Here is a 12,106-nt window from a genome sequence, read left to right on the forward strand (position 1 = left end):
GCTCCGATGCCGGGCCGGGGTACTACAACCTGACCACAGCAATGAAACAGGGCGGACAAACTGTCGGCGGCGCTTCCATCATCCGCGTGGTCACGCCGGCCGCACGCCACCCCGCGTGACCTGGTTGCTACAGCAAAGCCGCAACCGCACACGTCCGCCCGCAGCGCGGTACGCCCTACGCGCGGCATGAGCGCGTCGACTCTTCAAAAGCTCAGTCCCAGAAATTGAACACCGCTTCGCCCACGCTTGCCGGTCGCCACGAATCAATCTGCAGCCATTCCGCCTTTCCCAGCGCAGCGGTATCCACGCTGCCGAGCGGCGAGCCGAGCACCTGACGACTCATCACGACGAAGCCGATCTCGGCGAAGGCGGCGGCCCAGGCCGGCGGGTCAACGAAGGCTTTCGACTCAAGGTCCCCGGCGCCCGCTCCCGCGAAGGCGATCCACGGGTATACGGCGTTGCAGAGGATCGCGATCCGGTCATTCGGCGCGACGATTGCAGCGGAGTGAAAGTTGCGCGGATAGGCGCTCTCGAAGACCCGTTCGACGGCGCCACCGGCTGCCCGTGCGGCGGCGTAGCAACCGTCGCGGAACGTGCGGACCGGGACCTCCGGGAGTTTCAGCTCCTTGCCAGAGCAGAACCCTGTCACTCCTCGTTCCAGTCGAAACACCGCATCACCCTTCCTGCGCCCGGCGACACGATACGACGGCGCCCGGACGGAGCGACCCGAGGCACTCTCGTCAGCACCACCGGGCCGTAGCTGCGGTGACTCTCAGTAGCGTCCGATGTGCGGCAGAGGAGGACGCCGAACGGCCGTCGTTTCAGGGGTGTCGGCCCGCCGCCTGCCGGCAGTTCGCTTTCGCGGAGCCCAGTCTGATCGATTACCTTGGATGCGTGGACGCCATAACAGCGATCTCACTCATCTCCATCGCCATCTCCGTCGTCTCGCTGATCGTCTCCGGGACGCTCGCGCTCCGGCAGACGCGAACCACGATGGACGGCTACGCCCTGCCAGTCGTGCTCCAAGTCTTCAGCCGGTTCCGAACCCAGGAGTTCTTCGACGCCCAACAGTTCGTCTTCGACGAACTTCCCCGGCAACCGGTCCAACCGTATACGGACCTGTCATTGGAGGTCCGGTCCCACTTGCGCATGGTGGGCGGCCTCTACGACGACCTCGGCAAGCTCGTCGCCCACGGCATCGTCAAGGAGGAGCTGATCATCGGCTCCAACGGCTCACAGGCCCGACGCATCTGGGAGGCGATCGAGCCCTTCGTGCGCGCCGAACGCAACAAGCGCAACAGCAACCTGTGGATCTACCTGGAAGACCTGGCGTACCGCAGTACCCGGACACCGCCGGCCGCCATCCACGAGAAACTCAACCTGCATCCGTACGCTGGACCAACGCACACGTCCCGTCCAGCGCCGCCCGAGTCCTCTGCCACGCCACGACCACGCACGGAGCAGGAGCCGAACTAAAGGGCGGGAGGAGGGGACGAGGGCCGCCCGGCGGAGGCCGAAACACTCTGCGTGCGCGTTATCTGCGGCAAAAGAGGGTGTTGAGTCACTGCAAGGTGCGGAATCCAAGAGCGGCATCACGAATTGTCAAGAACCACGATTCGGTTGTCCGTGACGAACTCAGATACTGCGTATCGCAGTTGAGTCAGAAATTGCTCGGTCGTGCACGCTACCTGCTCGAAATCTCCATCCAAGGATGCGCTGATCGACCGATGCACGCAGCCGGCCCAGTCCATGACGAATTGAATGCCGCCGCCGGTAGATCCGATGAGCAGGCCATGTGGATCATCCGCCCGGGGTAAGAACACGTAGCCGATCTCGTCGCGGAGCGCGAGGGCACTCGCTGCGCTGTGGATGAAGATGCCATTACCGACATCCGGCAGGCTCACCTCGGCGACCACTGTGTAGAAGTCCGCCATCGGCCCTGATGCCAGTGGGTCGCTCCGGTAGCGCTCGGCGTCGACACGGTCGCCGGCGGTTGCCCACCGCACCTCATTGACGCCGGCCGGGTAGCCGTAGTCCGCCTCGAAGGTCGCCATCATGCTGCTCACGGCGGCATCGATGTCGGTGGCCCAATGCCGTACCCAGTCACACCACTGTTCGCCGTTCTCTGCCACAGCCAAAGTGTAGGTGGGGCTCGACATGATCATTGTGCCAGCGGGGCGGGCAAACAGGAGCGAGTCCGGCAACCGGGTGTGAGTAGGTTGGATGTTGCTCAAGAATACGATCGGAGGCCGATTACGCTTTGCTCGATCGCCGCCGTCGGGACCTCAGCGTTTCCCGGTTTCGAGGTGAGCAGAGCGACCATCTCATCTCGAAGGTCGATAGCCGGTTCGCCCAGCACGACATTGCTGAGGACGAGTTCGAGTAGCACTCTGGCATACCGGTGCGAGCCGCGTCTCTGGCGGGACTGTGCCGACTCCACCAGCGCTTCCGAGATGCGCCAGCCGCCCTTGACCGAAGAGAACGTCACCTCGAAAACGGCAAAGCCTGTCCAACTGCGATGCAGGTACGCCACCTGTCCCTCGACGAGGACGTCCCACTTCTCATCCATGCCGCGAGCTGCGTAACCCAGCTTGATCCGCTTCCACTCGTCGTCATCCCAGACACGGGTGGGCAGGTCAGTCAGCGATTGCGGGGCCTCCATGGGCACCAGCTCCTGCAACGACGACCGAGTGACCGGCGAGGATGAGGTCATCAGACGATGCTACTTCTGGTTTGATCCGCTGAATCACCGTGGCGAGTCACAGGTCGGCGAAGCCCCGGCGCGACCCGGAAGACGCTGATCGCGGCAGATCAGTGGGTTCTGGAGCCCGTTCTCGCGAGCGCAGCACCAGATCAGCAGCGTCATGATGTTCTGGTTCAGTTGGCGCGGACATAAGGCAGCGTGACGGTTCAGCGGGAGTCCCGGATGCAAAGTCGCAGAGTGATAGTTGCTCGGGTAGCAGGATTCGAGATTGACGACGCGGATGAAGTGATCGAGGCGGGTTTCGCCGAAGAGCCTGATGGGTCGGGCTTCGCGCTGATGTTTCAACGCACTGACTACGAGCCCGATGAGCAGGACGTGCGACTTAGTTTCGATACCTACTGCCTCACCACAGGCGATGGCCGAACCCATTACGGTGGGCTCCGCTCAGCGAAGTTGGCTGGCTCGGATCTGACCTTGACGATATCGCCAGACGCCTCCGCAACCATCGGACTACCTGAAATCAGTACCATCAAGCTCGACGTTGACGCTGATTCTCTTGCGGCCTTCCGCGATGGACTGCCCCAAGTCGTGAACTGGGGCAGGGATTCAGAGATTCCTGCCCTTAACGGCTTTTAGGCAGTTATCACGGGGACCTTAAGCCAGTTCCTGCCCTTCGCGTCTGTCGCACTCTCATCGGCTAAAGGAGTGCGTCCGCGTTGAGGCCGGCGCAACAGGCCACGTGCCACGCGAAGGCGTGCAGCCATCCTTGTGGTCCCGCCGCCGGGACTACCGCGGACAACCCGAGTCAACTTCCGCAGCTGCCCGCCGGCTCGCACCACGGAACTACAGCGCGGAAGGAACATGGGCTCGGATCTACCGACTCGCGCCACTCTCCCGTTCCACGACAGTCTCCCCACCAGCACGGGGATGCGATACCTCGGGAGCCTCAACCGCCGGCGCCGCCGGTGACCCGAACGGAATGCGGGTGTCGAGCCAGCGCAACGCCGCGGCGATCAACGCCGCCAGCACCACGACCGCGCCGAGATTCATCAGCACGGTCGGATATTTGAGGACCGTCACGTCGGCGAAGGGGTACGGGTACCAGTCGGTGACGGCGCCGTGGGCCAGGGTGTAGCTGATCCAGAACGCCGGCCACACCGCTGCCCAGGCCAGGGTGCGCCCGTCGATGCGGGGGCGGGGGCCGAAGAGGAGCCAGCCGAGCAACGCCGCCCACGGGGCGATGTAGTGGAAGCCGAAGTCGGCCAGCCAGGCGGCGCCGTGCAGTTCCACCTGGCCGGCCAGGATGGTGGCGTAGACGATGCCGGTGATCACGATGCCCAGCAGGGCGTCGAGGCGGATGACCCGCCAGAGCCGGCCGTCTCGGTCCGGGTTCAGGGCCAGGGCGATCGTCGCGATCAGCAGGAGCAGGTTGCTCTGGATCGTGAAGAAGCTGAACAGGCGGACGAAGCGGGTGACGGCCGGTTCGGGGTCCGCCGGTACGGCGTGTGGCGCGGTGTCGGTCGCGGTCAGCACGATCTGGATGATCAGCGAGATGGCGACGATCCCGGCCAGGGTGCCGTGCCAGATCCGTGACTTCATGCCGCGCTCCCGTGAAACCGTGAAACCCGGCCGGAGAAAACCCGGCCGGATGATCTTCGATGCGCGGGCAGCTTAGCCAGGTTCAGGGCGTGGACGGTAGGCGTACCGTGACCCGCAATCCAGGGTGAGCGTCGCCCAGGGTGACCGTACCGCCGTGCCGCCGCACCAATTCGCGGACGATGGCGAGGCCCAGGCCGGAGCCGCCGGCGTCGCGGGCCCGGCCGTCGTCGAGGCGGGTGAAGCGGTGGAAAACCCGGTCGCGGTCGGCGCCCGGGATGCCCGGGCCGTCGTCGTCCACGACGATGAGCAGCGACGGCCCGTCGGCGGTGGCGCGGACGGTCACGACTGATTTGCGGTGCCGGACCGCGTTGTCGAGCAGGTTCGCCACCACTCTGGCCAGGGCGTCCGGCTCGCCGGTGAACGGGAGCGGGCCCTCCGCGTCGATCACCGTGACGTCCGGGAAGCGCTCGGCCGTCTGGGACACCAGGTCGCCGAGGTCCAGGCTCTCCACGCCGCGGCCGGTCGCCCGTACACCCTCGTCCGAGCGGGCGAGCAGCAGCAGGTCGTCGACCAGCCGGGAGAGCCGCTGCACGTCGGCGAGCAGGTCGTCGCTGAGCGCCGGCCAGTCGGTGTCGTCCGGCAGGTGCTGGGCCACTTCCAGTTCGGTACGCATGTTCGTCAGCGGGCTGCGCAGCTCGTGCGCGGCGTCCGCGACGAACGCCCGCTGCCGGGCCCGGCCGGCGTCGAGCCGGTGCAGCATGTCGTTGAGGGTGACCGCGAGCCGGTGTACCTCGTCACGGGAGTCCGGCACCGGCAGGCGGCCGGCCCGGGTGCCGCCGGTGATCTCCTCGGCGCCGGCACGCAGCGCGTCGACCGGGCGCAGCGCCGCGCCGAGCGCTCGCCACAGACCCGCCGCGAGCAGCGCCACGAGCAGCGGGAACAGCACCAACAGGGTGATCTTGAGTAGATGCACACTCTGCTGGAGCTCGTCGGTGGACCGCGCGACGAGCACGGTCAGAGGGTCGGTGGGCGGGCCGGCGCTGACCTTCGCCACGCGCGCCTCGCCGTCGAAACCGATGCGATTGCCGGGGATCTCCACGCTGCTGCCGTCGGCCAGGTCACGCAGCTCGTCGGTGTAGAGGATCGGCACCAGGCGGTCGGCGGTGGCGGATCTGGCGATCACCCGGCCCTGGTCGTCCACAACCTGGACCTGAACGCCCGGGGTGACCGGAATCGGGTCGGTCAGCGAACCCTGGTCCACCAGCCGTTTCACGCCACTCGCCGTTTCCAGGGCCTCGGTGTGGATGGCACGGCCCTGCGCGAACCCGAGGGCGGCGACCAGCAGAACACCTCCCGCCGCAAGGCCGAGCATCAGGCCGGCGGCGGAGACCAGGAGCAGCCGGGCCCGCAGGCTCAGCTCACTCGGGCGACGCATCAGTTCCCTCGGTCGCCGTCTCGCCGGTCGCTGTCTCGCCGGTCGCCGTCTCGCCGGTCGCCGTCTCGCCGGTCGCTATCGCCAGCCGGTAGCCCGCGCCGCGGACCGTCTCCAGCCGGTCCCGGCCGATCTTGCGGCGCAGGTAGCCGACGTAGACCTCGACCGCGTTCGGCGCGGTCTCCAGAGCAGCGTCCCAGACGTGGTCGAGCAGCTCGGTTTTGGAGACCACCTGGCCGGGGCGGCGCATCAGGTATTCGAGGAGGGCGAACTCGCGCGCCGTCAGGGTCACCTCGCTGCCCGCCACCAGCACGCGGCGCTCCGCCGGGTCCAGCTCGACGTCACCGAAGGCGAGGACCACCGGGCGTGCCTGCGCGCCACGGCGCAGCAGGGCACGCAGCCGGGCGAGCAGGACGACGTACGAGAACGGCTTGGTCAGGTAGTCGTCGGCGCCGCAGTCGAGGCCGTCGGCCTGGTCGTACTCGCCGTCCTTCGCGGACAGCATGAGTACGGGCAGCCAGTGCCGTTCGGCGCGCAGCTGCCGCACCACCCGGTAACCGGAGAGGCGCGGCAGCATCACGTCGAGGATCATCGCGTCGTATCCGCCGTGGCGGGCCATCTCCAGGCCGTCCTGGCCGTCGCCGGCCACGTCGACCGCGAAGCCCTCGGCCTGCAGGCCCCGTCGCAGCGCGGCGGCAAGCCGAGCCTCGTCCTCCACCACCAGCAAGCGCACTCACATACCTTGGCACGCTCATGCCATTGCCAGGGAGCGGCTCTCAGCGATCTCACAGCGCCAGCACGGGAGCAGCGCCAGCACGGGAGCAGCGCCAGCACGGGAGCAGCGCCAGCCCAGGAGCAGGACCGGCCCAGGAGCAGGACCGGCCCAGGGGCAGGGCCAAACCCCGCCAGAACTAGCTCGGCGGGGCTCCACTCGGGCGCGGGCCACTCGGCGGCGCCCCACCCGGGCCACCGCCACCGGGACCACCGGACCCCATCGGCGCACCACTCGGCGCGCCGTCACCGGTGTTCTGGCCGCCGGTCGGTGTCGTCCCGGTGTCCACGCCGACCTCCAGCGAGACCGCGTACCCACTGGTCACATCACCGCTGACGGTGGCGAGCTGGCTGGCGCCGGAGTCGTCGCCGAACACGTTGTCGCTGTCCAGGGTGACCTGGGCGAAGTTCGTGACCGAGGCCTCGTACCCGGTGGTGGCGAAGACGAGGTCGCTGGTGTCCTTCGGCATCGCGACCTGGGACGTCGCGATCGCGTTGGTGGACGCGCTGATGCTCGCCTGGTCCGGGTAGACCTCGAAGTGGATGTGCGGCCACCGGCCCGAGTAGCACGCCGGGTAGATGCTGGTGAATTTCACCTGGCCGGCGTCGTCGGCGACCTGCACACCCCGCAGGTAGTTCTCCTCGGTGATGCCGTCGGAGTAGAGCGAGTACTCCCCCGACCGGTTGCAGTGCCAGACGTAGACCGCGACGCCGGCGAAGGCCACGCCGCTGTTCGCCAGGTCCTTGATGGTCAGCGTGAGCGTCATCGGCACGCCCTCGGCGGTGGTGGTCTTGTCGCCGAAGCTGGACCGGATGTCGCTGCGGACGATGCCGTCCTCGGTCAGGACGTTCGGTCCGTTGGAGCCGTCACCGGGGTACGGGCCGGCGGTCTCGTCCGGGATCTCGCTGACCGTGTTCGTCTCCGAGGTGGCCACGGTCGGGGTGTCGCCGTCGCTGTCGCCGCACGCGCCGAGTCCGAGCGCTACCGCACCCAGCCCGAACGCCCGCAGGACCTGCCGCCGCTGAATCGTCCCGATGTCGAAGGCCAGGCCCTGGTCGAACAGGTCTTCCTCCGGGCGGGGCAACGGGCGCCCTTCATACGTACCCATGAAAGCCTTTCGTCTTTTTTGTCTTTTATGAGGACTTTCAAGCTATCTGACCGACCCTTCAGTGGTGCCCCTTAAGGGACTTTCTCAGCCTGGTCACAGCGGCGGCAGCGCACGATGGTGAGCAGAAAAGGGGAGGTGGACATCGTGTCCGTGTTCAGGTCAAGGCCGGCGTTGCGCTGGCTCGTTCCGTCGGCCGCCGCAGTGGCGGTCATCGGGGGCGGCGCGGCGGCCGGAACGATCGTGGCGAGCGCCGACCCGGCCCTGCCGGAGCGCTCCGCCGCGCAGCTTCTGGTGGACCTGCAGAGCGCCGACCCGGAGGGCTTCTCCGGCACCGTCGTACAGAGCACCGACCTCGGACTGCCCGGCATCGCCGGCCTGCTGAAGAACGTCGAAGGCGGCGGCCTCACCAGCCTGGTGTCCGGGAGCAACACGGCCCGCGTCTGGTACGCGGGTGAGGAGAAGGTACGGCTCGCGCTGCTCGGCACCGACGGCGAGACCGACGTGATCCGCAACGACAGCAACGTGTGGATCTGGAAGAGCAGCGAGAACAGCGGCACGCACGTGACGCTGCCCAAGGACGCCACCGAGAAGCAGGCACAGGAGGCGCTTCCCAGCGGCGTTCCGTCAACGCCGCAGGACGCCGCCGACGCTGCACTCGCCGCGATCGACGAGACCACTGCGGTCGCCACCACCGGTGCGGCCGAGGTGGCCGGGCGGGACGCGTACGAACTCGTGCTCAGCCCGCGTGACACCAACTCGCTGGTCGGCCAGGTCCGGCTCGCGATCGACGCGGTCGAGCACATCCCGCTGCGCGTCGACGTCTATGCGAAGAGCGCCTCGAAGCCCGCCGTGCGGGTGGCGTTCGAGCAGGTCAGCTTCGAGGTCCCGGACGCACAGCAGTTCGCCTTCAACCCGCCGCCGAACGCCTCGATCGAAGAGGTCAAGCCGCCGACGGAGAAGGAGCTCGCGGAGAAGCCGGACGCGGTCAAGCCGGAGGCCAACACCCAAGGGGCCGGCAAGCACGAAGCGGGCAAGCCCGGCGCCGAGTCCGACGCTTTCAAGGTCATCGGTGAGGGCTGGACGACGATCATCTCGGCGAAGCTGCCGGAGGACGCGCTTGCCGGCGCCGAATCCTCGGCCAAGCCCGCGCCGTCCGCGTCCTCGTCCTCGCCCCTGGGCGATCTCCAGGTCGAGGGCCTCCTCGAAACGCTGCCGAAGGTGAGCGGCGACTGGGGTAGTGGCCGGCTGCTGAGCGGTTCGCTGTTCAGCGCGCTGATCACGGACGATGGCCGGGTGTTCGCCGGAGCGGTCTCCCCGGAGGCTCTCTACGCGGTCGCCTGACCGATTCCGCCCCACGAAGCCCCGTCGCGTTCCCTACGCGGCGGGGCTTCGTGCCGCCTGCGACAGCCGCTGCCGGATCGCGGTGAGATCCCCGGCCGGCACACCGGCCTCGCGCAGGTAGGCCAGGACGCCACCATGGCGTCGCTCGGCGTGCGTCAGCGTGTCGCGCATCGCGCTCGCTTCACAGCCTGGGGTACGCGCGAAGTCCTCAGCGATCGTGTCCGGATCCACTCCGGCGACGGTGAGGAGCAGCGCCACCAGTAGCCCTGTCCGATCCCGCCCACCGTGGCAGTGCACCACCACCCCACCCGGCGGAGCGGCCGCGACGGTCCGGAGCGCCCGGGCGATCCGCTCACCGTGATGGTCGAGCATCGGCGCGTAGGTGTCGTCCGGCGGCTCGTAGGCCAGCGGGTAGTCCAGCATCGGAACGTTCCGGTAGACGGCCTCACCGGCGAACGGGTTCGGGTCCTGGACGCATTCGTGCGGCCAGCGCAGATCGAGGATCAGAGCGATCCCCTGCCTCTGCGTCTGCCTCTGCCCCTGTGACGCCGGCTCTCGGAGAGTCGCCTCTCGGAGGGTCGCCTGCGTGGTCGGGGTCAGCAGGCCGAGGCTGTCCGCGCGGATCAGCGCGCCGGTACGGATCTCGCCGTCGCCGGTCGTCGGGGTGCCGCCGAGATCGCGGACGTTGCGGCAGTCGGGCCAGTCGAGCTTCACGTCCGTGAGCGTAGAACACGCCGCGACAGCTACTTCACAATGAAAACCATTTCCAGCAAGATGGTCCGTGACATCGGTTCGTTGTCCACGGAAGGAATAATCCATGTCGCTCAACGTTTCTCCCGACCTGCTCGCCAGCGCCGAACGCGGCGAGGTCTCGGACGCCGAGTTCGTCGCGTGCGTACGGGAATCGCTGCCCTACGCCTGGGACGTGGTCAGCACGGTGATGGCCGAGCTGCGGTCCGGCGACGGCGGGTTCGCCGACCACGAGGTTGCGCCGCCTTCGGAGACCGAACGTGGGCAGCTGCTGCGCGCCCTCGCCAGCGATGCGATCCGAGGCGGGCTGGAGCGCCACTTCGGCGCGAAGCTGGCGTTCCAGAACTGCCACCGGGTGGCCGCGTTCGACTTCGGCCAGGTCGGCGGCGAGCGTCACCGGGCATTCCTGTCGCCGAGGGCCAGCTGCTGAACCAGTCCCCCGAACTCCGCAACTGCTGAACCGGGCGCCAGCCGGCGGCCCCGGGGGTCACCGCCCGACGGTGCCGGCTGGCTCTCACGGCTGTTTCCGCCGCGGTGAGACCGCAGTGACCCTGCTGGTCAATGGAGATCCAGCTGGCAGTGGACGCTTCGGTCGTGCTCGCCTTCAGCCCCGGGCCTACCGTGGCGATCGTGGTCCCCGAACCACACCCCGACGGCATCGGCGGCCCAAGATCGCGCAGGCCAGGACGGGTGTGTCGACTTCGGGTTCGCTACGCCCCCAAACTCGACACGCACCCCGCGGATCGCCTGCTGTGTGTCGATTTCGGGTGCGATACGCGCCTCAACTCGACACACCGGGCGGAATGCTCGCGGTGTGATGCCGTCGGCCCCGCCAAGCGGACCCGACCCGGCCGCTAGGCGAGACAGCCGCTGGGCGAGACAGCCGCTGGAACGACCCGGGTGCTCGACGCGAGCCGTAGCTCAGATAGGTCATCGGGGCTGATGACCTATCTGAGCTACGGCTCGCCCACGCCGCCATGAGACTTACGGCGACAGAGCGCGCCCGGCCACCGTTCGACGTCACGCATCCCCCGGGAAAGCGGCCACCTCAGTTGACCAGCTAGGTCAGCGGTGAGAGCAGCCAGAGTTGATCGTGTCGCCGGGGCGCGGGCGGGAGGCCTAGAGGGAGGTGCGGCGCTGGGCCGGGAGTTTCGGTGCCCGGGTGGCTGCCAGCTGGGCCGCGGGGATGGAGGTCGGGCCTTCCGCGGGTGAGGTGGACCGGATCCGGGTGACCGAGACCGAACCGGTTCGCGCCGCGACGGCGAGCGTTGCGGCGCTCGCCGGGGCTACGGCCGATGGACCCGCGGCCCTTGCAAGCGGCGCCGATGCTGTCGTCGCCGCAGAGGGCATAGCGGCAGAGGGCGTGGCTGCTGCGGACGTCGTCGCTGGAGACGTGGCTACTGCGGACGTTGCCGCTGGAGACGATGCCGACGCAGGCGTGTCTGCTGCGGACGTTGCCCCTGCAGACATTGCCGGTGCAGGCGCGGGGGCTGCAGACGTCGCCGCTGCAGACATTGCCGATGCAGGCGCGGGGGCTGCGGACGTCGCCGCTGCGGACCTTGCCGGTGGAGGCGCGGTGGCTGGGGCGGGGGCTGGGGTCGGGGTGGTGAGGGCTGGTGGGTTGGGGTGGTGGTTGCGCAGCAGGGCGTAGGCGGCCGCGGTCAGGGCGGCTGCCGCTATCGCGTCCAGCCAGTAGTGGTTGCCCGTCGCCACGATGACCAGCAGCGTGATGGCCGGGTGCAGGAGCCAGAGGGCTCGGTGGCGGCCGCCAATCGCTGAGATCAGGGCTATCGCCACGACCAGGGCCCAGCCGAAGTGCAGGGACGGCATGGCGGCGTACTGGTTGGAGAAGTGGTCGGTCTCCGGGTTGCCGTAGACGGCCGGGCCGAAGAGGTGGCCCAGGTCCAGCATTCCGGTGTCGGTCAGCATCCTCGGCGGGGCCAGCGGGATCACGAAGTGCACCAGCAGCGCGCCGGAGGTGAGCAGCGTCAGGACGTTGCGGGTCCAGCGATAGTGCGCCGGGCGGTAGAGGTACAGCCAGATCAGGCAGGCCGCGGTCGCCGGGAAGTGCACGTACGCGTAATAGGTGTTGGCGATCTCCACCAGGGTTCGCCAGTCGAGCAGGGTGTGCTGGACCGCGAGTTCGCTGGGCAGGTGCAGCCAGCGTTCGACGTCCCAGACCACGCGCGCGTTGCGGAACGCCTCGTCGACGTGGCCGTCGGCGGCAAGCCGGCCCACCTTGTAGACGCCGAACAGCACCGCCACCAGCGCGATCTCCCGCAGGGCGGAGCGCAGCGCCGCGAGGAAGCCGGGCCGGGCGCTTCCCGGGTCCGACGGTTCGCCGCCCGGCTTGTCCGGGCATTTCGGGAGCGTCAAGGAGGACGGCACACTCACGGCAAG

12 protein-coding genes and 1 pseudogene are annotated in these 12,106 nt (G+C 68.3%); 4 read left to right on the plus strand and 9 right to left on the minus strand.

Annotation, left to right across the window (positions count from 1 at the left end; translation table 11 throughout):
- Nucleotides 1-211: 211 nt before the first annotated feature.
- Nucleotides 212-670, minus strand: a complete 459-nt coding sequence (locus B0I29_RS32290; RefSeq protein WP_146616953.1) for a hypothetical protein — start codon at nt 668-670, stop codon at nt 212-214.
- A gap of 224 nt (nt 671-894) precedes the next feature.
- Between B0I29_RS32290 and B0I29_RS32295 the strand changes: the two genes are divergently transcribed.
- Nucleotides 895-1,476 (plus strand): DUF4760 domain-containing protein, encoded by a 582-nt coding sequence (locus B0I29_RS32295; RefSeq protein ID WP_111652925.1) that lies wholly within the window; start codon nt 895-897, stop codon nt 1,474-1,476.
- A 116-nt stretch (nt 1,477-1,592) separates the two neighbouring features.
- On the opposite strand, the gene B0I29_RS32300 is transcribed toward B0I29_RS32295, so the two are convergent.
- The gene (locus tag B0I29_RS32300; RefSeq protein WP_111652926.1) at nt 1,593-2,132 is read right to left on the minus strand and encodes a hypothetical protein; all 540 of its coding nucleotides are present in this window, start codon (nt 2,130-2,132) and stop codon (nt 1,593-1,595) included.
- Between the two features lie 98 nt (nt 2,133-2,230).
- Nucleotides 2,231-2,713 (minus strand): hypothetical protein, encoded by a 483-nt coding sequence (locus B0I29_RS32305; protein ID WP_111652927.1) that lies wholly within the window; start codon nt 2,711-2,713, stop codon nt 2,231-2,233.
- Between the two features lie 228 nt (nt 2,714-2,941).
- Here B0I29_RS32305 and B0I29_RS32310 point away from each other — a divergent pair, with 228 nt between their 5' ends.
- Entirely contained in the window at nt 2,942-3,340 is a 399-nt protein-coding gene (locus B0I29_RS32310) for an Imm10 family immunity protein (RefSeq protein ID WP_181558077.1), read from the plus strand.
- 237 nt (nt 3,341-3,577) lie between these two features.
- Here the strand turns inward: B0I29_RS32310 and B0I29_RS32315 are convergent, their stop codons facing one another.
- The 4 genes from B0I29_RS32315 to B0I29_RS32330 form a co-directional block, all read right to left on the minus strand.
- Nucleotides 3,578-4,303 (minus strand): Pr6Pr family membrane protein, encoded by a 726-nt coding sequence (locus B0I29_RS32315; RefSeq protein WP_111652929.1) that lies wholly within the window; start codon nt 4,301-4,303, stop codon nt 3,578-3,580.
- Nucleotides 4,304-4,385: 82 nt separating this feature from the next.
- A complete protein-coding gene (locus B0I29_RS32320; RefSeq protein WP_111652930.1) occupies nt 4,386-5,738 on the minus strand; it encodes a sensor histidine kinase in 1,353 nt (450 codons plus the stop codon).
- A complete protein-coding gene (locus tag B0I29_RS32325; protein ID WP_375790604.1) occupies nt 5,722-6,468 on the minus strand; it encodes a response regulator transcription factor in 747 nt (248 codons plus the stop codon). The genes B0I29_RS32320 and B0I29_RS32325 overlap by 17 nt, the downstream gene beginning before the upstream one ends.
- A 178-nt stretch (nt 6,469-6,646) precedes the next feature.
- Nucleotides 6,647-7,615, minus strand: a complete 969-nt coding sequence (locus B0I29_RS32330) for an intradiol ring-cleavage dioxygenase (protein ID WP_111652931.1) — start codon at nt 7,613-7,615, stop codon at nt 6,647-6,649.
- Between the two features lie 144 nt (nt 7,616-7,759).
- Here B0I29_RS32330 and B0I29_RS32335 point away from each other — a divergent pair, with 144 nt between their 5' ends.
- Nucleotides 7,760-8,956, plus strand: coding sequence for a LolA family protein (locus B0I29_RS32335; protein ID WP_111653111.1), 1,197 nt, complete (start codon nt 7,760-7,762; stop codon nt 8,954-8,956).
- A 33-nt stretch (nt 8,957-8,989) separates the two neighbouring features.
- Here B0I29_RS32335 and B0I29_RS32340 read toward each other — a convergent pair whose 3' ends face one another.
- Nucleotides 8,990-9,670: a tyrosine-protein phosphatase gene (locus B0I29_RS32340; protein WP_245972890.1), complete on the minus strand. Its 681-nt coding sequence runs from the start codon at nt 9,668-9,670 to the stop codon at nt 8,990-8,992.
- Between the two features lie 103 nt (nt 9,671-9,773).
- Here B0I29_RS32340 and B0I29_RS32345 point away from each other — a divergent pair.
- Nucleotides 9,774-10,165, plus strand: a pseudogene (locus B0I29_RS32345) (SCO5389 family protein).
- A gap of 660 nt (nt 10,166-10,825) precedes the next feature.
- On the opposite strand, the gene B0I29_RS47045 reads toward B0I29_RS32345, so the two are convergent.
- Entirely contained in the window at nt 10,826-12,100 is a 1,275-nt protein-coding gene (locus B0I29_RS47045; RefSeq protein WP_245972892.1) for a phosphatase PAP2 family protein, read from the minus strand.
- Nucleotides 12,101-12,106 lie beyond the last annotated feature (6 nt).

The sequence above is a fragment of the Actinoplanes lutulentus genome, assembly GCF_003259845.1.
Lineage (GTDB): Bacteria > Actinomycetota > Actinomycetes > Mycobacteriales > Micromonosporaceae > Actinoplanes > Actinoplanes lutulentus.

Bases quoted from the DNA above. Each gene is read 5' to 3' on its own strand.
- B0I29_RS32320 (WP_111652930.1), bottom strand. From the start codon at position 5,738: ATGCGTCGCCCGAGTGAGCTGAGCCTGCGGGCCCGGCTGCTCCTGGTC.
- B0I29_RS32330 (WP_111652931.1), bottom strand. From the start codon at position 7,615: ATGGGTACGTATGAAGGGCGCCCGTTGCCCCGCCCGGAGGAAGACCTG.
- B0I29_RS32305 (WP_111652927.1), bottom strand. From the start codon at position 2,713: ATGACCTCATCCTCGCCGGTCACTCGGTCGTCGTTGCAGGAGCTGGTG.
- B0I29_RS32315 (WP_111652929.1), bottom strand. From the start codon at position 4,303: ATGAAGTCACGGATCTGGCACGGCACCCTGGCCGGGATCGTCGCCATC.